Origin of the sequence: Providencia sp. PROV040 (assembly GCF_032706145.1) — a bacterium.
Taxonomy (GTDB): domain Bacteria; phylum Pseudomonadota; class Gammaproteobacteria; order Enterobacterales; family Enterobacteriaceae; genus Providencia; species Providencia hangzhouensis.
This window is the reverse complement of the sequence record NZ_CP120530.1, coordinates 4,039,273-4,062,972: the sequence shown is the minus strand read 5'-3', so window position 1 is coordinate 4,062,972 and position 23,700 is coordinate 4,039,273. Positions and strand designations below refer to the sequence as shown.

General features: G+C 53.2%; 23 protein-coding genes and 1 pseudogene. 22 read left to right on the top strand and 2 right to left on the bottom strand.

Going from position 1 to position 23,700, the window contains the following annotated elements; genetic code table 11:
- Positions 1 to 11 precede the first annotated feature (11 nt).
- On the bottom strand, positions 12 to 1,325 hold the full coding sequence (locus tag P3L40_RS18985; RefSeq protein ID WP_001351065.1) for an MFS transporter: 1,314 nt from the start codon (positions 1,323 to 1,325) through the stop codon (positions 12 to 14).
- Positions 1,326 to 1,497: 172 nt separating this feature from the next.
- On the opposite strand from P3L40_RS18985, the gene P3L40_RS18980 reads away from it, so the two are divergent.
- The 9 genes and pseudogenes from P3L40_RS18980 (at position 1,498) to P3L40_RS18940 (ending at position 10,834) form a co-directional block, all read left to right on the top strand.
- Positions 1,498 to 3,486: a TonB-dependent receptor gene (locus P3L40_RS18980; RefSeq protein ID WP_272693287.1), complete on the top strand. Its 1,989-nt coding sequence runs from the start codon at positions 1,498 to 1,500 to the stop codon at positions 3,484 to 3,486.
- Positions 3,487 to 3,643: 157 nt separating this feature from the next.
- Positions 3,644 to 4,081, top strand: a pseudogene (gene tnpA / locus P3L40_RS18975) (IS200/IS605 family transposase).
- 171 nt (positions 4,082 to 4,252) lie between these two features.
- On the top strand, positions 4,253 to 4,915 hold the full coding sequence (locus tag P3L40_RS18970; RefSeq protein WP_004239720.1) for a PilL N-terminal domain-containing protein: 663 nt from the start codon (positions 4,253 to 4,255) through the stop codon (positions 4,913 to 4,915).
- Positions 4,912 to 5,652: a hypothetical protein gene (locus P3L40_RS18965; protein WP_000149725.1), complete on the top strand. Its 741-nt coding sequence runs from the start codon at positions 4,912 to 4,914 to the stop codon at positions 5,650 to 5,652. The genes P3L40_RS18970 and P3L40_RS18965 overlap by 4 nt, the downstream gene beginning before the upstream one ends.
- 13 nt (positions 5,653 to 5,665) lie before the next feature.
- Positions 5,666 to 6,400: a TIGR03759 family integrating conjugative element protein gene (locus P3L40_RS18960; protein ID WP_000790124.1), complete on the top strand. Its 735-nt coding sequence runs from the start codon at positions 5,666 to 5,668 to the stop codon at positions 6,398 to 6,400.
- A 12-nt stretch (positions 6,401 to 6,412) separates the two neighbouring features.
- Positions 6,413 to 7,051, top strand: coding sequence for a transglycosylase SLT domain-containing protein (locus P3L40_RS18955; protein ID WP_004239718.1), 639 nt, complete (start codon positions 6,413 to 6,415; stop codon positions 7,049 to 7,051).
- Positions 7,041 to 7,595 (top strand): integrating conjugative element protein, encoded by a 555-nt coding sequence (locus P3L40_RS18950; RefSeq protein ID WP_004245750.1) that lies wholly within the window; start codon positions 7,041 to 7,043, stop codon positions 7,593 to 7,595. The genes P3L40_RS18955 and P3L40_RS18950 overlap by 11 nt, the downstream gene beginning before the upstream one ends.
- 355 nt (positions 7,596 to 7,950) lie before the next feature.
- The gene (traD, locus tag P3L40_RS18945; protein WP_012368437.1) at positions 7,951 to 10,098 is read left to right on the top strand and encodes a type IV conjugative transfer system coupling protein TraD; all 2,148 of its coding nucleotides are present in this window, start codon (positions 7,951 to 7,953) and stop codon (positions 10,096 to 10,098) included.
- Entirely contained in the window at positions 10,085 to 10,834 is a 750-nt protein-coding gene (locus P3L40_RS18940; protein ID WP_000179437.1) for a TIGR03747 family integrating conjugative element membrane protein, read from the top strand. Before traD ends, P3L40_RS18940 begins: the two co-directional genes overlap by 14 nt.
- Before the next feature lie 87 nt (positions 10,835 to 10,921).
- Here P3L40_RS18940 and P3L40_RS18935 read toward each other — a convergent pair whose 3' ends face one another.
- Positions 10,922 to 11,530, bottom strand: coding sequence for a DUF2913 family protein (locus P3L40_RS18935; protein ID WP_004239713.1), 609 nt, complete (start codon positions 11,528 to 11,530; stop codon positions 10,922 to 10,924).
- Positions 11,531 to 11,676: 146 nt separating this feature from the next.
- Here P3L40_RS18935 and P3L40_RS18930 point away from each other — a divergent pair, with 146 nt between their 5' ends.
- The 13 genes from P3L40_RS18930 to P3L40_RS18870 all read left to right on the top strand — a co-directional run bounded on the left by P3L40_RS18930 (position 11,677) and on the right by P3L40_RS18870 (position 23,694).
- Positions 11,677 to 12,003 (top strand): RAQPRD family integrative conjugative element protein, encoded by a 327-nt coding sequence (locus P3L40_RS18930; RefSeq protein WP_004239712.1) that lies wholly within the window; start codon positions 11,677 to 11,679, stop codon positions 12,001 to 12,003.
- The gene (locus tag P3L40_RS18925; protein WP_001070025.1) at positions 12,000 to 12,239 is read left to right on the top strand and encodes a TIGR03758 family integrating conjugative element protein; all 240 of its coding nucleotides are present in this window, start codon (positions 12,000 to 12,002) and stop codon (positions 12,237 to 12,239) included. The genes P3L40_RS18930 and P3L40_RS18925 overlap by 4 nt, the downstream gene beginning before the upstream one ends.
- Positions 12,240 to 12,286: 47 nt before the next feature.
- The gene (locus P3L40_RS18920) at positions 12,287 to 12,649 is read left to right on the top strand and encodes a TIGR03745 family integrating conjugative element membrane protein (protein WP_073557142.1); all 363 of its coding nucleotides are present in this window, start codon (positions 12,287 to 12,289) and stop codon (positions 12,647 to 12,649) included.
- A gap of 12 nt (positions 12,650 to 12,661) precedes the next feature.
- On the top strand, positions 12,662 to 13,078 hold the full coding sequence (locus tag P3L40_RS18915) for a TIGR03750 family conjugal transfer protein (protein ID WP_004239708.1): 417 nt from the start codon (positions 12,662 to 12,664) through the stop codon (positions 13,076 to 13,078).
- Positions 13,071 to 13,715: a PFL_4703 family integrating conjugative element protein gene (locus P3L40_RS18910; RefSeq protein ID WP_000033152.1), complete on the top strand. Its 645-nt coding sequence runs from the start codon at positions 13,071 to 13,073 to the stop codon at positions 13,713 to 13,715. Before P3L40_RS18915 ends, P3L40_RS18910 begins: the two co-directional genes overlap by 8 nt.
- Positions 13,712 to 14,608, top strand: a complete 897-nt coding sequence (locus P3L40_RS18905) for a TIGR03749 family integrating conjugative element protein (protein ID WP_000023746.1) — start codon at positions 13,712 to 13,714, stop codon at positions 14,606 to 14,608. Before P3L40_RS18910 ends, P3L40_RS18905 begins: the two co-directional genes overlap by 4 nt.
- Complete coding sequence (locus P3L40_RS18900; RefSeq protein WP_004239706.1) at positions 14,605 to 16,101, top strand: TIGR03752 family integrating conjugative element protein; 1,497 nt, start codon at positions 14,605 to 14,607, stop codon at positions 16,099 to 16,101. Before P3L40_RS18905 ends, P3L40_RS18900 begins: the two co-directional genes overlap by 4 nt.
- Entirely contained in the window at positions 16,098 to 16,583 is a 486-nt protein-coding gene (locus tag P3L40_RS18895) for a hypothetical protein (RefSeq protein ID WP_004239705.1), read from the top strand. Before P3L40_RS18900 ends, P3L40_RS18895 begins: the two co-directional genes overlap by 4 nt.
- Positions 16,580 to 17,017, top strand: coding sequence for a TIGR03751 family conjugal transfer lipoprotein (locus P3L40_RS18890; protein ID WP_004245744.1), 438 nt, complete (start codon positions 16,580 to 16,582; stop codon positions 17,015 to 17,017). The genes P3L40_RS18895 and P3L40_RS18890 overlap by 4 nt, the downstream gene beginning before the upstream one ends.
- Positions 17,017 to 19,884 (top strand): conjugative transfer ATPase, encoded by a 2,868-nt coding sequence (locus P3L40_RS18885; RefSeq protein ID WP_004239701.1) that lies wholly within the window; start codon positions 17,017 to 17,019, stop codon positions 19,882 to 19,884. Before P3L40_RS18890 ends, P3L40_RS18885 begins: the two co-directional genes overlap by 1 nt.
- Before the next feature lie 94 nt (positions 19,885 to 19,978).
- A complete protein-coding gene (taaP, locus tag P3L40_RS18880; RefSeq protein WP_004239700.1) occupies positions 19,979 to 22,204 on the top strand; it encodes a trimeric autotransporter adhesin TaaP in 2,226 nt (741 codons plus the stop codon).
- A 78-nt stretch (positions 22,205 to 22,282) separates the two neighbouring features.
- Positions 22,283 to 22,723: a TIGR03757 family integrating conjugative element protein gene (locus P3L40_RS18875; protein ID WP_004239699.1), complete on the top strand. Its 441-nt coding sequence runs from the start codon at positions 22,283 to 22,285 to the stop codon at positions 22,721 to 22,723.
- The gene (locus P3L40_RS18870) at positions 22,720 to 23,694 is read left to right on the top strand and encodes a TIGR03756 family integrating conjugative element protein (protein ID WP_012368435.1); all 975 of its coding nucleotides are present in this window, start codon (positions 22,720 to 22,722) and stop codon (positions 23,692 to 23,694) included. Before P3L40_RS18875 ends, P3L40_RS18870 begins: the two co-directional genes overlap by 4 nt.
- Positions 23,695 to 23,700: the final 6 nt, after the last annotated feature.

The window sequence follows — 23,700 nt, the reverse complement described above, 5'->3', positions numbered from 1 at the left end:
TTTCCTACTAATTATACATATTGCTCAAAATTGTTTGATGAAATATTTAGTTTAAGGCGTTTTTTTATTAATTTAATGGAAATTAGTACTGCGATAAAAGTATAAATAGATGATATTGCAAAAACAAAATGATAAGACCAGTTCTCCGCTGTCCAAGTGCCTAATAGAGTAGCAATGATTGCTGTAAAAGCATTTGTACATTGGAAAATAGTGAAATCAATACCAGCTTGTTTCAATGAAGATAAGCTCATTAAACCAGTGTAAAAAGAAACTAGTCCTGCAGAAAAAAGAATATATTTGAACCCTATAAGTAAAAAAAGTATTTCATGTGGGATATATTTTATTCCTATAGCCATGGATATGAAAGTAAAAATTAAACCTTGTAAACCATAGGTAATGAAAATTGATTTCCATATGCCAAATACTTTTATTAATATACCACCTAAAAGTGTTCCAAATAGGCTTGCACAAAAATTGAAGCTTCCTATTAATAGTGCAATATTATTTAATGTAATATTTATATCTATTAATAGAGGTCCGGTAATCATATCTGTGATTCTGTTACCTCCTTCTAATAAAACTACTAATAAAATACCAATTCTTACCTCTTTTCGATTAAATGCATATGATAATTTGGGTATATGGTAAGTTTCAGATGTGGTTAGTCTATCTGATTCTTTAAAGTAGAGTGTTGGAATTGTAAGTAATATGATGGTTAGAGCTGATATAGCAAATGCAGTATTTAAGCTAAAATAACTGGAAATTAATAAAAAACCACTAGTGCCTAATAATGCTCCTATTTCTCCTCCGCCAACTTGGGCAATATTTCCCCACCCTCTATTACTTGCCTTAATCTGTTCTACCGCCATGCCATCACATGCAATGTCAATAGTCGATGTTAAGAATGCACATAGGATAAATATTCCAAAAATCCAAAGATTATTCAGTTTGCTTATATTATCGTTAGGGTTTATTAGAATAAGTAAAAAAACTAAAAGAGCAACCAATGATTGACCAATAAGAATCAAGTTACGTGAACGGCGAAATTTTTTTCCAAAAGGTAATCTCAGGCGTTCAATAAATGGAGACCATAAAAATTTAAGTGTCCAAGGAAGCATAAAAAGTGAAGTCAATCCAATTAAAGAGAGAGAAAATCCTTCACTTCTTAGTAAGGTTGGTACAGATTGCATGATAATCATTGATATAAGGGTTTGGGTGATATAAACCCCACCTATAGCCATAATGATCCTTCTGTTGGCTGATAACTCATAACAGATTGATTTATAGCAGCAATGATCCTTTTGTTTTTTGTCATTGGTTTGCACTCTATTAACCCACCTTAATATTCATGTTTTCTGTTACTCAGCACACTTTCATAAGTATATATAATTTTCATGCTCAAAATGTGATCAACCTCAAATAATAATAACAATGCAAATGATATTAATTCGCATTAACATTTCGGCGTAAAGTGCCATTGCACATTTTGGGGTTTATATGGAAAATAAAGGAACTTTATTTAAATCTATATCTTTTGTAGTGGCTACAATGGTAACAGTAAGCTCTGTAGCTGCCACAGAACAGCATGATAATACAATAACTGTTACTGCAACTAAGCGCATTCAAAGTAGTTTTGATGTAATTGGTAATGTGAATGTTCAAACTGATGAACAGTTAAAAAAATCTTTAGTTAATCAAACTGATGATTTGAGCGCAGTTTTTCCTGAGTTGTTATCTGCAAACCGAAGTTCGCGTATTTATAACAATATGACTCTTCGGGGCCAATCTTCGGCCGATTTCTTTTCTCCAAGTTTGGGACTGTTTGTTGATGGTGCTCCCCAGCTTTCTCAATCGTATGCTCAATCTCTTCAAGGGGTTGAGCAAGTTGAGCTACTTAAAGGCCCACAAGGAGTTATTTATGGGCGTGGCACATTGGGAGGGATTATCAGTGTTATTACCAAAAAACCCAGTAGTCACGCTGAAGCATGGTTAGGGGGGCAATATTTTGGTCAAGGGGAAAGAATCAATACAGGAGGAAGCACTGGCTACATGGAAAACGGCTGGGCTTTTCAGGGGAATGTTAGTCTCGATAGAAATAATGGTTCTTTGAACAATCCAGCATGGGATAAAAAAAATGTTGATAGCAGAGATATAAAAGCTGGATGGTTGTCTGCTAATTATATTTCCCCTGATACATTATTTGAGTCTAATTTAAAAGTAGGTGGAGAAAATTACCATTCTCATGAGGAATATTTTGTTCCTTTTTCACCTCTTTCACGTTCAAAAATTGATACTGAATGGTTATATGAAACACCTAATCTTAAACGTAAATTAAAAAATATTTCCTGGAATACAGGTTATGATTTTAATGATGAATGGAAGTTTAAAACGATACTTTCTTATCAAAATATGGATATAGATAGATTGTTTATGGACGGAACGTTACAAGATGATTCTCAGGATATTTTGTATTCAGAAGCAAGAGCTAATTATGAGGGGGGGGATCTAAGTGGAATTATAGGGGTATCATTTCAAAAGATGGGTTATATACATGATAATTTATCTGTAGGGAAAGTCGGAATGGGAGGAAAAAAATCTGATAATGATATTTATAATTACTCTGGATATTTTGATGGTGCATACAGGATAAATGACAATTGGGAGTTAGGTGCAGGGGCTCGTTTTTCTCACGAAAAAGCAAAAACTCGAATGATTATTTTAGAAAAAGGAAAAGGTGAGTCTAATTATAATAATAATGCAGTTTTTAATGCCTTTATTCCACGAGCAAGTATCGCCTGGCTTCCAAATGAGCAGAATCGTATATGGTTTGGAGTTGGCCGCGGTTTTAAACCTGGTGGTTTTAACAAAGATGGGGTTGATAAACTAGCTCTGACTTCTTATAAATCGGAAATTGCCACGGAAATGGAATTAGGTTGGAAATGGCACAGTGTTAATGATAACCATATGGCCGAAATTACTTTATATCAAATAGATAGTAAAGATGTTCAAGGATATGTAGGTGTTATTGGTTATCAGGCATTATCTAATATGGGAGATTCAAGAAGTCGAGGGATAGAATATCTTTGGAAATCAAAGCTTACCCCTAATCATAGTATTTCACTGGGTGGCATGTTCAATCAATCAGAGTTTACCAGTGGAGAACATAAAAATAAAAGACCTGCTTATACTCCTAGTTATAGTTCATTAATTTCATGGGAGGGCTTATATGGCAAGGAGCAAAAGTGGTCTTCTCGGATTGCAGTCAGATTTAATGGACCATTTTACTTTAATGAGCAAAATAATTTAGAACAAGGGCATTATACTGTTGTTGATGCATCAATATCATGGCACCCTACAAAGCAATATGAACTTAGTATCTATGCGAAAAATATTGGTGATGCTTTATATCGAACGTATGCATTTGGTAATAAAGCACAGCTAGGTAATCCGAGAGAGATCGGGGTTCAGGGAAGTATTAACTTTTAGGGTATAGTAAAATCCGCCTGCGCCAAAAAGCGGGTTTTTATTGTCAGCCTTAAACCACCACCTAAGCAGGTGATGATTGACCCTGTGAGGCTATAGCCTGAAGGAAACCCATGTTAAAAAACTACCTCTTACTCACCACAAGTAAAGAGGAAATAACATGGGTTTATACAGAAGTTCATCACATGTGTATTGACGTTGCAAATATCATCTAGTTTGGACTCCTAAATATCGTTATAATATATTGAAAGATAAAGTAGGAAAAGAGCTTTATAGAATAATTTATATTCTCTGCATTATGAAAGACTGTGAAGTATTGGTGCTAAATGTTCAGCCAGACCATGCTTATTTAGTTGTAATGATCCCACCTAAACTATCAATATCAACACTAATGGGAGTCCTGAAAGGACGTAGTACGATAAGGTTATATAATCGATTTCCACATATACGTAAGAAACTTTGGGGTAATCATTTTTGGGCTAGGGGATATTTTGCTGATACGGTGGGGGTTAATGAAGTCATCATTAGGCGTTATGTAAGGCATCAGGATAAAGTTGATCAAGAGCTCGACCAACAAATGGAATTGTTGGGGGATTAATAAAGAATATAGCCCCCTTATAGGGGGCCCAATTTAAAACCACCTCTTTTAGAGGCGGTATTTTACACCCGCCGTTTTCTTTTTTTTCGGAAAACTAATTTCCTATTGAGAGCGCTTGCTTTTCTGCGCACAGTGTGCCTGTGACTTTATTTTGTTAACTCAGGACAGAAAATGCGTATGAAAACTCTCCCGATATGTCTTGCCCTGACCTCACTGTTGTTGGGGGGCTGTGCAGACAAGCCAGCCCAGCCTACGGAAGCGGCGGCAGACATCGCGATTCCGCTCAACGTCGGTTATGCTCAGCCGCTGCTCCCAGATATTTATCCGTCAGCCCCGGAAGTGGTGCGTTATGACCGTTACCGGCTGGTTGATATTTCGCCTTCACAGGCACAGCGTTACCCGCTGGAACAAATTGTTCATCTGCGTATTCCTGCTTCCGTCTCCCCGACAGTCGGGGATGCGCTACATTATGCCCTGCGTGATTCCGGATATCGTCTGTGCACGTCCGATGGACAGGCGAACCACCTTTATCGTTTGCCGTTACCCGCTGTTCATTATCAGATGGGATCGATCCGCCTGAATGTGGCGTTACAGATCCTTGTCGGTCCGGCCTGGCAGTTGTGGGTGGATGATGTGCAACGGGAAGTGTGTTACCGACTTCGTCCGGAATACACGCCATCTGCGCCGGATGCAGGAATGAGCGGCGCTTCATCCGTCTCTGTGGTCACCCCACTTTCTGCGGGCAGTACGCCATTACCGGTGCCACCGGTGCTTAACACTTCCACTGGTCATACCGATGTGAATAAGGTTCATCGCGGAGGGTGGCTGAAATGACTCATTCTGAAGAATTGTCCGTAACCCCATTACATAAAAAAATTTACCGGGGGGTGATTGTGACGGGCGTGGTCGCCTGTGCTCTGGTGGCCGGTATCCCGCTGTTTATCCACAGTAATGTTATCAGTTCACACTCAGAGGCTCTGTCACAACTCGGACAACGATTACAGGCGATTGAGATGAAGATGGCTGACTCTGTCACGGATGACCGGATGAATGCGCAACTGGACGTGCTCCGTCAGGGGCTGACGACGCTAAAACAGGATGTGGCATCACAGCGCGACACCCTCAGAACGGTGACAGCACAGCTGGCGGTGGCCGGCAAACCGGATGAACAGATCGCCGTACTGTCTGACGGGCTGGAAAAACGGCTGGCACAACTGGAAACCCGCCAGGCACAGTGGGCACTGGCGTTACATCAGTTGCAGGAACAGCGTCAGCCGGAACAAAAAACGGTCAATCCCCCGGTTGTCAGGGCAAAACCCGCCACGCCGGAAACTTCCCGTCTCGGGGCTTCTGTCCGTCCATCCCGGACCGTGCCGTTTCAGTTAACCGCGATTGAACAGCGGGGCGGTCGTCTTCTTGCCGCACTGGCTCCTGCGGATATTCGTCAGCTGGGGCAGGTACAGTTACTGCCGGTAGGCGGACGTTATCAGGGCTGGGAAATGACCGACATTCAGACTGATCGTGTGACATTACGTTATCAGGGGCGCACAGTGACGTTGCGCCTGCCATAAAAGGAATGCCGTGATGAAAAACATAAGATGCGTGGTTTTACTGGGTGGGTGTCTGATGTCCGCACCGCTGACAGCTGCACAGTCTGTTTCCGGGGCAACCCGACCGGTTCAGATTGAGGCGGGGAAATCGGCTGAGAGTCAGACACAGTCATTGCAGTATGAGGCGCAGGAATGGGGACTGAGTGCGGAGGAGTATGCCCGTTTTGAGGCGCTGATGAAAGGGCGGCGCGGTATTCAGTCTCCCGGACTGGATCCCCTGACGACATTGGGTATTGAGGCCCGGTCAGACGAAGAGCGCCGCCGGCTGGCTGAAAAGTGGGTACAGCAGGAATTTGCCAGGGCAGAAAAAGAGCTGGCGTTTCAGCGGGAAGTAGATGCTGCCTGGAAGCGGCTCTATGGTCAGGTATTACCGGTCAGTCTGGGAACATTCGGCAGGATGGAACAGGGAACAGCGCAGCGCCGGCAGGCACTGTTTGTGCAGGCGGAAAATTGTAGCGCGTGTGATGCCCGTCTGGCTACTCTGCTGGCCGGCAAACAGCCGTTTGATATTTATGTGCTGGGGACAAAGGGGGATGATAACCGCCTGAGGGCTTGGGCCAGACAAAAAAATATCCCGGCAGAGCGCGTCAGAAAGCGGGAAATTACGTTAAATCATGATGGCGGTCTCTCGCTTCAGTACGGACTGACCACCACACCGGTGGTGATGCAACAGTTACCGGATGGGCGGTGGCGTCCGCTCACACCTTAATCCGGAGGCGTGATGCGTAAAAATTCCCTGCTCACTCTTGTCCTGCTGCTGTTTTCCGTGCCGTTACCGGCTCGGGAGGTGCCGCCGGGCTACCGTGAGGTGGCCCGGCAGGAGAATGTACCAGCAGAAGCCCTGTATTCCCTGGCACTGACGGAGTCATCCTGGACATTACCGGCACATCACCCGCAGGCCGGTGAAATCCATCCCTGGCCGTGGACGCTGAATGTGGCTGGTAAAGGATACCGTTATCCGACACGGCAGGCCGCCTGGCAGGCTTTACAGTCGTTTTTACAGACGACATCCCCCAGACGTATTGATGTGGGGATTGCACAGGTGAACTGGGGCTGGAACGGGCATCACTTCCGTTCCGCCTGGGAGGCCTTTGATCCTTATACCAATTTGCATGTGGCCGCCCGCATCCTGCGCCGCTGTTATGAGGCGTCACCGGGTAGTTGGATCCGTGCCGCCGGCTGTTATCACCATCCGGCGGGCGGTCAGCCCGCAGTACGCTATAAAAATAGTGTCCGGCGTCAGCTGGCGACACTGACGGGCGGTACACAACCCGTTCCCGCTCATTTACCGGCAGTCAGTACAGATCGGGCTGTATCGTTTGTGTGGATAGAACCGGAGAACAAAACCGATGCGAAATAATCCTGAAGAAAAGACAACGCGAGCCTTTTATCCCCTGCCCGTCTTGGGGATGCTGCTGTTTTGCGCAGCCGGCGGCAGTCAGGCGGCATTAACGGTGGTGGCGGATTATGGCGGGCAACCGGCAGCACCTTTTTATGACGCGATAAATAATGCCCCGAATGAATGGACAGCAAAGCCGGCGTCCCGCCCTCTGCCGTCCGTGATGGCCCCGTCAATGGTGTTGCCGGTTGAGACACCGGAAATGACGCCGGGGGAGGTGGATGACCGCGTCCTGCATTTACCGGGGATTGGGGCACTGTATCTGGTGGGGGATGATCCGTTATCCCGGGCATGGCTCACACAGCACGCAGCCCAGCTGAATGCAATGAATGCGGCCGGGATGGTGGTGAATGTGAAATCGGAAACCGGGTTACAGGCGCTTCAGGCGCTGGCTCAGGGAGGACTGCTCTCCCCAGCTTCTGGCACCGATTTAGCTCACCGTCTTCAGTTATCACATTACCCAGTTCTGATCACGGAAACCGGGTTGACCCAGCAGGTGAAGTAATGTTACCGCCGATATGGCCTTCAGATGGGGTTGACTCCCCGGCATTCTGGTTGGCCGTGCTGATGTGGTGCGTGTTCTTTGTTGTGATGAGACTCCTGGGGAAAAAAAACCGTCCTGCCCGCCGTCATCGTCACTGTCACGGGAAAGAATCGCGTGTACCGGAAAAAGAAAATCCGTCAGATCCTCCCTGGGGTTGAGTGCAGTGAGCACATTGTTTTCCGGACGTGTCGGTGAATTTTCAAACAGTGTTTCCAGTGGAAACGCTGGATGATTTTTGAACACTGTTTCCACTGGAAACACCGGTGAATTTTTAAACACTGTTTTCCGGGGTAACACCAAAAAAGAGTTTGAGAGAATGAGTGATCGTTATGTGATAGAGGCCTGGCTGCGACCGGCCGTGGAATTGAACAGTGCTCTGGTGTCCGGCGGGGCGGCGTTTGTGTGTGCGGTAGCGCCCTGGGCAGTGGCATTGTCTCCGTCCGTGAGTTATGTCACCGCCGGTGCGTTTGCCGGTTTTTCCGCATTGCGGGCACATCAGGGATTCCGGGTATTACGTTACCGCCGGAATCTCCGGCGTCTGCCCCGCTATCAGGTGACGTCGGCACAGGTGCCGGTCAGCCGGCAGCGTCTGTTTCTGGGAAAAGGGTTTCAGTGGCAGCAAAAACACACGCAACGCCTGCTGGAAACCCAGCGTCCGGAAGTGGAGCGGTATGTTCAGCCGCCGGCACATTACCGGCTGGCCCGGCAGTTTGAACTCCGTTTTGAATCCCGTTTTCCGGCGGTTTGCCGGCTTTTGCAAAAAGACAGTTGGCTGAATCCGGTCCGCCCGCTGACGCCGGTGGGGGGGAATCCGGTGTTACACGGTGTGGAGCCGGATGAGGTGAATGTGACCATGGATTTGCGTGAACGGGTTGGTCATATGCTGGTACTGGGGACCACCCGTGTCGGCAAAACCCGTCTGGCGGAAGTGCTGATCACTCAGGATATCCGCCGGGGGAATATCACGATTGTTTTTGATCCGAAAGGGGATGCGGATTTATTGCGCCGGATGTGGGCGGAAGCGCATCGTGCGGGGCGCAGTGAGGAGTTTTATGTTTTTCACTTGGGCTGGCCTGATATCAGTGCCCGTTATAACGCCATCGGGCGTTTTGGCCGAGTATCGGAAGTCGCGGGGCGGGTTGCCGGCCAGTTATCCGGGGAAGGGAACAGCGCGGCGTTCCGGGAGTTTGCCTGGCGGTTTGTTAATATCATTGCCCGGGCACTGGTTGCTCTGGGGGAGCGTCCGGATTATGCCAAAATTTTACGTTATGTCACCAATATCGGGGAACTCTATCAGACATATTCGATGCAGGTGATTAAAGCACAACTACCTGATTTGTTTGCCCAAATCGAGAATGCGCAGAACGCGCTGACGGTCGAGGATGTGCCCCGTCATCTGCAAAGTGATCCGAAAGCTGTGGCTATCTGGGCAACGGAGCTGGCGTTAAGTAGTGAGAAAGGGAAAAAAATCTATGATCCGATTTTGGACGGGCTGCGCAGTGCGATCCGTTATGACCGGACCTATTTTGATAAAATAGTGGCTTCTCTGCTGCCGTTACTGGAAAAACTGACTACCGGAAAAACTGCCGCCCTGTTGTCGCCGGATTACACCAATATGCAGGATCCCCGTCCGATTTTTGACTGGCAGCAGGTGATTCGGAAAAAAGGGATTGTATATGTCGGGCTGGATGCGTTATCGGATGCGGAAGTGGCGGCAGCGGTGGGGAATTCCATGTTTGCGGATTTGGTCTCGGTAGCCGGGCATATTTATAAATTCGGGACTCAGGATGGACTGCCGGAGGATGAGCACGCCGGAAAATTACCGATCAGCCTGCATTGCGATGAATTTAATGAACTGATGGGGGATGAATTTATTCCGTTACTGAACAAGAGCGGCGGCGCGGGGATTGAAGTGACGGCCTACACACAGACCTGGTCTGATATTGAAGCCCGGCTGGGGAATGCGGCGAAATCGGCGCAGGTCACCGGTAACTTTAATACGCTGGTGATGTTGCGTGTCCGTGAACTGATGACCGCGAAATTACTGACGGAACAGTTACCGGAAGTGGATATTTACACCAAAACCCTGGTATCCGGGATCACCGATATTTCCAATCCGAGGCAGGGGAGTGATTTTACCTCCAATACCCAGGACAGGGTCAGTATGGTGGCTAAACCGCTGCTGTTACCGGCAGATATTATTCAGTTACCGAAAGGACAGGCGTTTGCGCTGCTGGAAGGCGGGAAGTTATGGAAAATCAGGATGCCCCTGCCGGCGGCAGAGGCTGATGCCCTGATGCCACCGGATTTACAAAAAATCGCACAGTATATGGAGAAAAATTACCGTACCGGCGAAACTTGGTGGACTGCGTCATCATTTTCGGATGCGCGGCATGACAGCGGCGGTATGAATGTGGCTGAGATGGCACCGGATACCGAAGGGGGCAACGATGGCAACTGCTGAGGTACGTCAGGAAACCCCGCGTCACCCGGCAAAAGACCCCGGTTTGCCGGCTAAATTGTTGTGGCACTGGCCGTGGGCCATCATCGGGGTATTACTGGCCTCCTGGGTATGCAGTCTGTTGATTGAGTGGGTCGGGATTGCGTTTTTCTGGGCGGACGAAGGGGCGGAGCACAGCCGGCAGGTGATGTTAACCGAGAGCGGGTATCTGTCAGAAGGGTTTACCCGTAGTCTGCTGATGTCCAGTCCGGCGCAGTGGCTGGCTCATACCGTTGAACAGGCATACCGGTGGCTGTTTGTGGAGTCCGGGCTGATGGAGAGCTGGCAGAACGTGTATCCTGTCAGCGGGAATGCAGTTGCCCGTGAACTGGATGACTGGCGGATTTGGTTTGTGTCCGAGCTGAGAGACTATCTGCTGGCGACGGTTTATGTGACGCTGACCTTTTTTATCCGGGTGACTATTCTGGTGCTGTCGATGCCCCTGTTTGTTATGGTGCTGTTGGTGGGCATGGTGGAAGGCTTTAACCGGCGTGATTTGCGGCGTTATGGTGCCGGGTATGAATCCAGTTTTGTGTATCACCACGCCAAGCGTTTTGTTAAGCCGGCCTTTTTTGTTCCGTGCATGATTTATCTGTCCTGGCCGTCTGCCATTTACCCTAATCTGGTGTTGTTACCGGCGGCTCTGTTGTTCGGGCTTGCGGTGGCAGTGGCTACCGCGTCATTTAAAAAATATTTATAGGCGCTGGGCAGAGACACACAACACTTGTTTTTGTGTGTCTCTGTCAGCAGACAAGCGGCTAGGCCGCGCGTCAGTGGTGTGATGGGGTTATCCTGCGCTGATTGATGGATTGATGAGTGTGAGCAGTAAATAAAGTGGCGGGTTGTCTGTCGTGATGAGTTGCCAGCCACATTGTGTCAGCAGTTCAGCTAGTGCGGCGATATCACCTCCGATTTTTACAGGTAGGTGTGCGGTCTGATGACCGTCAGTATCAAAAGCCTGCTCCAGTGCATTTTTGGATAAACAGATGGTGTTGCTGAGCGTATCCGGGCTCACCGCATGTCGTCTGTGCCACGATTTATCACTCAATAACTGATAGGCAAAGCCTGCCTCCTTGGCCGATTCAAGCGCATAAGTGAGCCGGAACAGATCGCTCTGCTCGTGTAATGCGCCTGTACAGGAGCGGTACAGATAATCCAGTTTTTGTGGCAGTTTGGCCCGGCTCCCCAGTGTACGTCCCTGTTGAAGCAGCCAGTCAATATCCGGCGTAACGTCACGGTCAAAACGGCGTTGCTTTTTGGCGGTTGCCAGCCAGCGTATTAAAAACAGGTTTTTCTGCATGTCGGACTGCACCAGCCCCTCCCTGCGGGCCAGATGCAGGGCAACCAGTGCACACCAGGCAAAATGCCCAGTTTTTCGGGTGATGGTCTGACTCATAGGCTCACTTTTATTTATTCATTTCAGCTATTTTCGCAAAAAGCAAGCAATATAAAATTAAAAAATTTGGAAAACTAATTGTTTGCTGTTTTTTCTGTCCGCCTTTTTTACCCTGACTCCACGTTAACCGTCTTTAAGGAGTCGTTATGCGATTATTTTCTCCGCTTATTTCCCTGTTTGCGTTGGTTGTCAGTGCATTTGGGGTATTGCCTGCTCAGGCCGCTGAAAAAGATGAACTGGCGCTGACGTTAAAGCAGCTCGATCACATCCAGGCCAGCCTGGAGCGCGCCCGTATTCAGGCAAATCAGGACAATCACGCCCGTTTTTATTTTGATTATTCCCGCGCCTCCAGAGAGGTGGAGATTATCCGGCAGGGGATTGTCCGCTATCTGGAGCCTTCCCGGGCCCAGCCCACGATGCCGGTTAATGTGGCGGAGCCGCTGCGCGGGGATTACCGCCGGGAGCAGCGATGAATCCGTCACAGCAGGCGGCATTTGAGGCTGCTGCCGGCTCGGGGATGTCTCCGGCTGTTCTGAATCTGTTGTGTATCGGGGCATTACTGGCGGTGCTGTTTTTATGGGCAGCCTGGGGACTGGTTGATGTTTACCGGGGCTGGGCAAATGAAAATGTTCGTACTGCAAGGGTGGGGCAGTTTGCTGTCCGGGCAGTGATATTACTGGTGGTCTGCATCTGGATGTTTGCCAGTTGAGTGTGCTGTTTAATTTATTTTACAGAATGAAAGGTCATTTTATGGATATGAAATCATTTTGGGGACGTGGTGTCCGTCGTATTGGTGCGTCAGTGGTGACGTTATTCACTTTATTCAGTCTGATGCCGGCGTATGCCGCACTGCCTTCGGTGGAACCCCCTTCTTCCGGTGGCGGCGGCGGACTGATGGACACCATTAAAGGCTATCTTAATGACGGCATTGTGATTGGCGGGCTGGTTGTGGCTGCGACGGCTTTTATCGTGGTGGCCATTGCCGCGGTCACCACGTTCAATGAAGTGCGCGACCAAAAGGCTGGCTGGGGTAAATTCGGTACAATTATTGTAGTCGGTGTCGTCCTGATTGTGGCGGTCGTCTGGCTGGCCGGAAAATCCGCCACTATTATTTTTTAAGCGGAGGCAACGATGCAGACCATCGATTTTATGCCGGATCGCTTAAATGCAGAGCCCACCGTCTTTCGCGGATTTACCACCCATGAAATGTTTGCCGCCGCCGGTGTCGGTTGTGTGGGCGGGAGCGTTATCAGTATCCCGCTGTTACCGCTGGCCGGGTGGGTGATCCTGCCGACCGGCGCGTTGATAATGCCGCTGTTGGTGGTGTTTTTTGGCGGCACTTTTCTGACCCGTATCAAACGCGGAAAACCGGAAAATTATCTCTACCGCCGATTGTCCTGGAAACTGCAAACCGGGTTTGCCCGCACATTGCCGCTGACCGGACGGCTGACTGAAAAATCCCTCATCACCGTATCTCAGGGCTGGTTTTTACGCCGGACGCAGGCGCTGTCACTGTGCCGGTATATCGCCGGAGGCCGCCATGAGTAAATTTCGTCATGCCCTGCAAAACCGGGACCAGCACATTCTGACACTGCGGATGATCTGCGGGGTGCTGGTGCTCTGCCTGTTTGTGGCCTTTGCCGGCTGGATGCGGGCGCCGGCTAAACTGACGATCCATAATCCGCCGGATTTGCGCTCCGGCAGTACCCGGGCATGGTGGGAAGTGCCGCTGCCGACGGTGTACGCTTTCAGCTTTTATATTTTTCAGCAACTGAATGCCTGGCCGAAAGACGGCGAGGTGGATTATCCGCGAAAGATTGCACAGCTCAGTGCCTATCTGACGCCGTCCTGCCGGGCGTATTTTGAGAAAGAGGCCGCTTACCGTACTACGCTCGGGGAGCTGAAAGGGCGTTCCCGGGTGGTGTATGAGATCCCGGGACGCGGGTTCAGTGAGGATAAAGTCCGGGTGATTGACCGGGATAACTGGATCGTGCGCCTGGATTTGGTAGCGGATGAATATTTTAGCGCGGAGCCGGTCAAGCGAGCGACGGTACGTTATCCGGTGAAAGTGGTGCGCTGGGAGGGCGATCCGGAAAGTAATCCGTTTGGTCTGGCCCTGGACTGCTATGACGGGCTGCCTCAGCGTCTGGAAGCGGCGGAGCAGAATAAGGAGGTCAGTCAATGAGCATAAAACGTCATCTGACGGCCTGTGCTCTGGGGATTTCGGCGGTGTTTTCTGTGGCCGCTCTGCCGCTGCCGGTGCAGGCGGTAGAGCTGGTCCGCTGGGAGCGTATTCCGTTACCGGTTTCTCTGCATGTGGGGGAAGAGCGCATTGTGTTTGTGGAAAAAAATGTGCGTGTCGGTTTTCCACCGTCTCTGAATGAGAAACTGCGGATCCAGAGTACCGGAGGGGCGGTGTACCTGCGGGCGGAAAGCGCCTTCCCGCAGACCCGCCTTCAGTTACAGGATGTGGAAAGCGGGGAAATCCTGTTGCTGGATGTGACGGCCACTGCCGGTAAAGGGAAGCTGGAGCCGGTGCGGGTGGTGTACAGCGGTGAAGTCAGTACGCAGCGTGACAGTCAGAGCGTCAGACGCAGCGGGCAGGCTGCGGGGGCAGCAGCCGATGCCGTACCGGAAAGCGTGGACCGCAAAGCGAAAACCCGTTATCCGGCGCCGTTACCGGTCTTACTGACCCGTTATGCCGCCCAGAGTCTGTATGCACCGTTAAGAACAGTGGAGCCGGTGTCCGGCGTACAACCTTTGCCACTGACCTTACCAAAAACACTGACAGCACTCTACCCGTCTGAACCACTGATCGCGCGGCCGCTGGCCGGCTGGCAGGCGGCGGAGTACCGGGTGGTGGCGGTGAAACTGACCAATCAGTCCGCTCAGAAAGTCGTGCTGGATCCCCGTCAGTTGCAGGGGCAGTTTGTCAGCGCCACGTTCCAGCATCAGTGGCTGGACGCGAAGGGCACACCGGAGGATACCACCACAGTGTATCTGGTGATGAAAGGCAAACCGGATAAGGCGTTTCCTGCGGAGCCGCCTGTCCGGAGGACGGGAGGGAAAGCCCGATGAAAGTGAAATCCAATACGCTGGTCAAAATTCTGGTGCCGTCCGCACTGGCGTTGGCGGTGCTGATTGGTATCAAAAGCTGCCAGCCCGACACGCCGGTCACCGGCAGCGGACAGGACAACCTGTCTCAGTCAATCAATGACCTTGACCCAGGGGAGCTGAAGTCACTCGGGATTGAGGGGGATACCCCGGCCGATACACTGAGGACGCTGATTGGCACTATGAAAACGGTACGTGACCGTCAGGCGGAATTGATCGCCCAGAATGAGAAATTGCTGGAAGAGAATGCGCAGCTGCGTAACCGGCAGCAGAATGTGTCGGGGCAGATCCAGTCTGCGGTGGCTTCCGTCCGTCAGGAAGCGGAGAGTCAGCAGCGTGCCCTGCAACAGGAGCAGCAGACACTGATGCGGCGTCTGGATAGCCTGGGGGAAACGCTGACAGCATCAGGTGGTCAGCCGGCTCAGGGCAGCGGACAAGGCGATATTCCGCTGGGACTGGGGCTGGATACCGGGGGCAGCGGACTGACGGTGAAAGACGGGTTGCTGTGGGCTGAGCCGCAGGATGCACAACCGGCTGAACCGGGGCGGATGGTGAACGGACAACCGGCTAAACCGGCGTTTCCGACCTCTTTTCTGGAGGATAACGCCATTACCCGTCAGAAAGCGGAACTGGACCGGGTGGCCAAAAATCAGCGCACGCTCTCCGGTACAGTGGACGGTGAGGCCCATACCGAACCGGCGTACACGATACCGGAGAATGCCACCCTGGTGGGCAGCCAGGCGATGACGGCGTTGCTGGGGCGGGTGCCCATTGACGGTAAAGTGACCGATCCGTATCCGTTCAAGGTGGTGGTGGGAAAAGACAACCTCACGGCGAACGGCATTGAGTTACCGGATGTGGAAGGGGCGGTGATCAGCGGCTCGGCCACCGGTGACTGGACATTGTCCTGTGTGCGCGGGGATATCACCTCGATCACCTTTGTTTTTACGGACGGCACGATCCGCACGGTGCCGAAGCCGGCTGACCGGACGGACGGCGGCAGTCAGGCCAACAGCGGACAGAATGCCCGTAATAACGGCGGGTCGCTCGGCTGGATTTCAGATGAGAGCGGGATCCCGTGTATCAGCGGTGAACGTAAAACCAATGCCGGCACCTATCTGCCGACCCTGTTTGCCCTGACGGCAGCGGCCTCGGCCGGGGATGCGATGTCGCAGAGTCAGTATACCGCGCAGAACAACGGGTACGGTATCACCTCCTCGCTCTCTGGGGATGCGGGGAAAGCGGCGCTGGGCAGTGCCATCGGCGGCGGGTTTAAGGATGTGGCGGACTGGGTGAAATCCCGCTACGGGCAGACCTTTGATGCGGTGTATGTGCCGCCGGGGCAGAAAGTCGCGGTGCATATCAGCCGTCAGATCCCGGTGGATTATGAATCGCAGGGACGCCGGGTGAATTACGGTTTTTCACTGACAGAGGGTGAGGAAGGAGGTCTGGAGTGACGTATTTTGCGAAGCCGGGGGTGCTGGCTGTGACGCCGGTGACGTTTCCGCTGGTGTTTGTGTTCAGTGCCGGACAGGCCGGTTGTACTGGAAGTCATTTTTGCCTGACGGTGGCCGGTCATCAGGTGTTTGATGAGGAGCAACAGCAGCTGATTGCCGGCATGTCACCGGCGACGATACAGCTGGCGTGGCAGAGTACCGCCGGTGAGACGCCCGGGGCGGTTCTGTCTGTGGGCCGTCACCGGGTGGGGCTGAGTGACAACGACATTACCGTTTACCGGTTTGCCCCGCGGGATGAGGCGTGGCCGCAGGACAGTGACTGGGATCGCCTGCTGTACACCGTTTTTAAAGGGGAGGCGCCGGATAAAGCCGGCTGGCAATGTGTGCCTTTTTCACTATCTGAACTGAGCTGTCACGGTGAGTTTGCCCGGCTGACCTGCCGGGGGGCGATCCTGAAGGGCGCGGGAGGCGTCATATCATGAGAATGATGAAATGTGTGATGAAAAGCAGAGTGCTGTGCGCACTGGTGTTGTTGCTGGCCGGCTGTGCCACCTCCAAAGAGGAGCTGCTGCCGGCGGGAAACAGCGACATGATGGCCATCTGGTCCGGCAGACAGGCTGATCCGAACGGTGCGGCGGACAGCCGGACGGTGACGGAGACCGCCCGCAGCGCCCTGCGACGCGCCCTGACGAATGATGAAGCCGCGCGCCTTCAGCAGGCGGACACCGCGTATACCCGGACACAAAGCAGTGAGATCCATCAGCAGTTTCCGCGTCTGCCGAACCCGGACATGGTGATGTATGTGTTCCCGCATCTCTCGGCCGGCAATCTGCCGGTGCCGGGATACAGTACGGTGTTTCCGTTTTACCATCAAGTGCAGTATGCCCTGCCGGGTGAGCGTGTGGAGGGCTTGTGATGGGATTTTCATTATTCCGCTCACGCCGGAAAGCGCAGGCGGTTTCTGCTGAAAAAACGGATGAAAACAAGGCTGACAAAACCGTACACCGCAGTACACCGGCAGAGAATGCCGGTTTAGGCCGTCAGCCGCTTTCCCGGCCGGGAAAAATGACCCGGGCGGATGAGCAGAAGATTTACCATGCGAATCCGTCCTTTATTGATTACCTGCCCTGGGTGGAATTTCTGGATGAGGAGCAATGCCTGCTGCTTGATGACGGGGTGTCGGTCGGGGCGGTGTATGCCGTTGAGCCGGCGCCGACGGAAGGGCGCTCTGCCGGCCGTCTGCTCGAAATCCGGGATGCGGTGGAGGATGCGCTTCAGGACAGTCTGGATGAGCATGATGATAACCCGTGGGTGGTGCAGTTTTTTTGTCAGGATGAGGACGACGTGAGCGTCACACTGGCCACATTGCGGGACTATATCCTGCCGGCGGCCCGGGGCACCGCGTTTACCGAAGCCTGGCTGACCGAAATGGCGCGTCATTTACGGGGGATTGCCCGTCCGGAAGGGCTGTTTAAGGACACGGAGGTGACCGGACAACCCTGGCGCGGACAGCAGCGCCGGACCCGGATGGTGGTTTACCGCCGGCTGGGGAACAGCTATACCGATCCGATGCCGCCGGTGGCGATGCTCAATCAGATGTGTGACCGGCTGGTCAGCAGTCTGGGCAGTGCCGGCGTGCAGTGTGTCCGCCAGGACGGGAGGCAGGTGCATCAGTGGCTGCTGCGTCATTTCAATCCGGCCCCTGACTGGGTGGACCGGGAGACGCTGTACCGGGAAGGGGCGTACTGGCCGGCGGCGGAGGAAGCCCCGGGCACCCTGCCGGTGCTGAAGGATTTTGCGGAAACGCTGTGGTTTACCCCGCCCCGGTCGGATGTGGAAAACGGCGTGTGGTGGTTTGATAACCTGGCGCACGGTGTGGTGAATATCGAAAAACTGCGTAAAGCCCCGGGGCCGGGGCACCTGACCGGGGAGCAGAAGCGCGGTGACAAAAATATCAATGCGCTGATGGACCTGTTTCCGGAAGGGACGATGCTGTCGATGACCATCGTCACACAGCCTCAGGATACGCTGGAGCAGGAATTTACCCGGCTGGGGAAAAACTCGGTGGGGGAAAACACCGACTCGCAACGTACCCGCCGGGACGTGGAAACCGCCAGAGGTTTACTGGGGCACCGCCATAAGCTTTACCGGGCCTCCCTGTCATTGCTGCTGCGTGCCGGCTCGGTGGAGGAACTGAACAAAAAGCGCGTGGATCTGACGGCCACGCTGCTGAATGCCGGTCTGGAGCCGGTGAAGCCGGAATATGATGTGGCGCCGCTGAACGGGTATCTGCGTGCCCTGCCGATGTGTTTTGACCCGCAGACGGATAAAAAACACTGGTATACCCGGCTGACCTGGGTACAGCACCTGGCCGGATTACTGCCGGTGACCGGGCGCACCAGCGGCACCGGGCATCCCGGCTGGAGTTTCTTTAACCGGGGCGGCGGGGTGCTGACCTTTGATCCGCAGAATAAACAGGATCGTACCCAGAATGCGCATCTGCTGTTATTCGGTCCCACCGGGGCCGGTAAATCCGCCACCTTATGCGCACAGTTATCGCAGCTGATGGCGGTCCGCCGTCCGCGTCTGTTTATTGCGGAGGCCGGTAACTCCTTTGGTTTACTGGCGGACTATTACGCCAGTCTGGGGCTGAGTGTCAATAAGGTCAGTGTCAAGCCCGGCAGCGGGGTGCGTCTGCCGCTGTTTGCGGATGCGCATCAGCTGCTGATGATGGATGAACAGCGTCTGGCACTGAATGCGGATGAACTGCCAGAGACGGACAGTGAATCTGAGGATGATGACGGGCAGCGTGACATTCTGGGGGAAATGGAAATCTCCGCCCGCATGATGATCACCGGCGGGGATGTGCGGGAAGAAGCGGAGCTGAAGCGGGCTGACCGGGCGATGATCCGCCGGGCGCTGATGGCGGGGGCCCGGGCGTCTTATGCCGCCGACCGGCAGATGCTGCCGGCGGATTTGCAGGAGGCGCTGTATGCCCTCTCCCGGGGGGAAGGTGAAGAGGAAGGGCGGGCATTAAATCCGCAGCGCCGGGCGAAAGCGGCCGAAATGGCGGAATCCCTGGGGATGTTTACCGAACCGGGCAGTTTTGAGCATGAGCTGTTTAATCTGCCGGGGGAGCTGTGGCCGGAGGCGGATGTGACCCTGATTGATTTGGGGCACCTGGCGCGGGAAGGGTATGAGGCCCAGATGGCGCTGACGATGGTGAGTCTTATCAACTCCATCAACAATATTGCCGAGCGGGATCAGTACCGGGCCCGGGACATTAATTTTGTGGTGGATGAGGCGCATATCGTGACGGTCAACCCGCTGTTATCCCCCTATGTGACCAAAGTGGTGAAAATGTGGCGGAAACTGGGGGCCTGGCTGTGGCTGGCGACCCAGAACCTCGATGACTATCCGGACTGTGCCGAGAAAATGCTCAATATGGCGGAGTGGTGGGTGTGTCTGACGATGCCGCAGAAAGAGGTGGAGGCAATCGCCCGCTTTAAGACGCTCAGTGAGGAGCAGAAACAGGTGCTGCTGTCCGCAGCCAAACTCTCCGGCTGTTACACGGAAGGGGTGGTGCTGGCGCGGAAAGTGGAGGCGCTGTTCCGGGTGGTACAGCCGAGCTTATATCTGGCGCTGGGGATGACGGAAAAAGAGGAGAAGCAGCAACGGCGGGTGCTGATGGAGCAATACGGATGCAGTGAGCTGGAAGCGGCGTTCAGGGTGGCAGATGAACTTGACCGGAAACGGGGGTTACCGCCCCGGGTGCCGGGATGATGAAACGGGTGGAGCAGGGAGTGGGTAAACCGTGTTGCAGCACGGCTTACCCGGCCGCTTCATTGGGTATGTTAAAAAGAGGAAACATGACGTCATGAAAACGACGGGAGTTAAAGTAACGCTTTTGTCGCTGGTTGTCAGTTATTCCTGCGCTTTACAGGCCAAAAACGTGTCACTGGGGGACACGGCCGTGGCCACGGGGCAGCACAGTACGGCTGTCGGTGAGGGCAGTATGGCGCTGGGGAACAATATGACGGCGGAACAGGCGCAGGCGGCGATGAAAGCCCAGAATGCCCTGTTGCAGAACAGGGCGCAGGCGCATGAGCAGTACATGCAGACGCAGGCCCTGTTTGACAGTAAATCGCTGGCGAACAGCAATATTCTGGAGCGTCAGGAAGCGATGAAACCGTTGTTGCAGCAACAGGAGACCCTGGCGGGTCAGCGTACCGCGCAACAGCAGCAGGTGACACAGGCACAGCAGGTCGCTGACCGGATGGCACAGATTTATGAACGCAATCTGGGGGCGGTTTCACAGATTGTGGATGAGAATTTTGTGGCGTTGTGGCAGCAGGGGCAGGCTGACCGTCTGGCTCAGGAAGTGAAAAAACGGGTTGAGCAGGATACGTCGGTCAGTAATGACACGCAGTTTTATGTCAGTTATGTTAATGCCTATATTGAAGCGAAAACCAGAAGTGCTCTGGTTAATGAAACCATCAAAGAGAAAACCGGTTCTCAGATTACGACCAACTATCAGGGTGTGGCCCTGTCCCCGGTACTGAGTGCCGGCCACAGTGATAAAGCGATGCTGTGGTCGGATGCGGTCACGGACAGCGAGCAGAAGAAACAATTATCCCGTTTACACCTGAATACCGCGGCCCTGAAGGGCGTTGCCGGTTATCAGGAAGAGCTGGCCAAAATCGCCCTGATCACCTCTGCGGACGGGAAAAAGAATCTGTATCAGGCTTATCAGAAAAATGCCCGGCAGCAAATTGAGCAGGGGCTCACCGGGGTGACAGAGGCCGGGAAGCAGATCCTGTCAGAGCTGTATCTGGATAACATCGATGAAGGCACCTTTAATCAGATGGTCAGCGGTATTTTCACCCGCTATGAGAATCAGCTGAACTACCTGATCCAGCTGGATAAGGTCAACAGTTTATCGCCGGACAGCCCGGATTATGCCAAAGAGTTACAGCAACTGCTGGTACTGGAAAGCCGTCCACGGGATAACACCGTCGGGCTGAATACCAACCCGGAGGCGCTGAAACAAAAAGTGGATCAGTACCTTCAGGACAATGCGCTCAGTCACACACAGGCCATGTCGTCACAGGCCACACAGCTGAAACAGCAGTTATCGGCGGAAAAAGCCGTCACCGATCAGGCACTGAAGCAGGCAGAAACGCAACTCTCCCGGCTGGAAAAGGATCTCTCCGCGCTGGATACAAAGTTGTCTGATTTGCGTCCGACGCAATCCGAGCTGGAAAACATCCGGGATCTGGAGAAGGTGAAAGCCGAACTGGCGCAGAAACAGGCGGAATATCAGGCGGCGGATAAAGCCCTGAATGAGGCGCAGAGTACGCTGAGTCAGGGTAAACAGGCTGTTGCGGTCGGGGATAAGAGTCTGGCGCTGGGCGAAAAATCCGTGGCACTGAGTGTGGATGCCCGGGCGCTGGCGAAAAACAGTGTGGCACTGGGGGACGGCAGCCTGGCTGACCGGGATAACAGCGTGTCCGTCGGCCGTGAAGGTCAGGAACGTTTTCTGACGCATGTGGCGGCCGGCATTGCAAAAACGGATGCGGTCAACAAAGGGCAACTGGATGAGGAGCGGGATGCGCGTATTGCCGGCGATAAGCAGACGCTGAAACAGGCCATGGACTACACCGATGTGAGCATTCAGTACAGTGAGGCGAAGATAAACAAGCGGATTACGGAAGAGCAGCAGGCCCGTATTGAGGGGGAGGAACAGACCCTGGCGGCCGCAAACCGCTATACCGATGAGACGTTCGGGCAGGTGACCCACACGGTGCTGGACAATGCCCGGCAGTATACCGACCAGCGTTTCAGTCAGCTGGACAATAAAATCAGTCAGGTGGAGAAACGGGCCAATGCGGGGATTGCCGGGGTGACCGCAATATCTTCCATTCCGTATGTGAACAGTGAGCGTTTTTCGTTCGGGATGGCGATGGGGCATTACCGTGATGCACAGGCGATAGCCACCGGGGTGCAGTATAAGCCGACGGCCAATACCAATGTGCGCCTGAATGCGTCATGGAATAACGGCGGCGATACCAGTATCGGCGCCGGGTTTGCGGTGGGCTGGTAACCGGTGAAAACCCGCCGGTCACCGGCGGGTTTTGATGCGCTTTTCTTCTCTCACCGTTCGTTTGTGAGGACTGACCGAATGAAAAAACGATTTTTATCTCTTTCCGGATTGCTGATGCTGTCGCTGTCATGCCTGCCGTTGACCGCCGGGGCGGCAGTGGTGCTGTATACCACGCAGGATGACGCTCTGCCGCAGACGGACATCCCGTTTGAGGTGGTGTATCTGGATGCGCCTGAACGCCTGCTGGATGAGGCCCTGCTTCAGCCGGGGACGGAACTGAGTGAAGCGGATGCCCCGCACATCACCGCCCTGTTACAAAGTCCGGCCTGGCAGGCCAGAGAAACGGCATTACGGCAGGCTTATCAGGGCGTGGTTCAGGCCTGGCAGCTGGGGGTGTCATCTCTGCCGGCGGTCGTCGTTGATGCGCAGTGGGTGGTTTACGGCACCACCGATATTGCACAGGCGGTGACGCAGATACAGCAGTACCGGGAACAACAGGAAGGAGGAGGTCAACCATGACCCGACAATCACATCGCCGGCGTCTGGCGGGGGCTTTGTTACTCGGTTGTTCACTGGTGCCGGTGGCGGAAGCCAGTCTGAGTACCGCCACTCTGGTCGCTTCTGCGGCCTCACCGTCGTGTATCAGCTGGCGTATCAGCGGGATTTGCTACTGGCTGAAGTGTGGCTGGGGCGGCTGCCGTATCCGGACATCTGTCCGGGTGTCACATTTTATTCCGCAGGCGGTGGTCTCGGCCTACCATGCCCCGGGTGAAAACCCGTGGCGGGAAATGTCACTGGTCAGCGGGGCGGCCGGCGGGATTGAAAATGCCGTGACCGGCGTGCTGAGCGGGGTATCTGCCGGGGGCGGAAACAGTGAACAGAAGTTTGAGGCAAAACGTAAAACCGCCCTGCACTTTTTTTATGCGGATGCTATCGGTCATCCGGCAACCACCCTTATCGGCGGCAGTATTCCGGGGTATTCCTGTGACAGCGCAGCCACACCGCTGTTTCCTTATTACCTGAGCACGCTCGACAGTGTGCCGTGGCGGCTCGGTGTGCCGGAAATGGCGTATCCGGAAGCGATAATTCCCGGGAAACGGGAAATCGGGGGGCAGAGCCGGGGCAACATGTGGGGAAATCTCTATCCGCGCAGCGGTTTTGTCAACCAGCAGGACGGGGATAAAGCGGCGGCTGTGGTGGCGCAGCGCGTGGCAGATATTATGACCCGCACCGGGCAGGCGCATACCTATGTGCCCCTGAAAGGCAACCGCCGGGATGGCTATTGGCCGCCGGACGCGGTGACGGAGAATACCGGGACAAAAAACCATAAATGGCAGCGCCTGTCGCCGGGGCTGAAAAACAGCTGTGCGGTGTTTCCGGATGAGGGCGGAGCACAGGCACAGGACGGTAATTATGCCTGGGCATTGTGGCAGCCGTACAGCTGCTGCAAGCGCATGGGGCAAAAATTTCTGTACAGCACAACGTTTTAAGCAGGG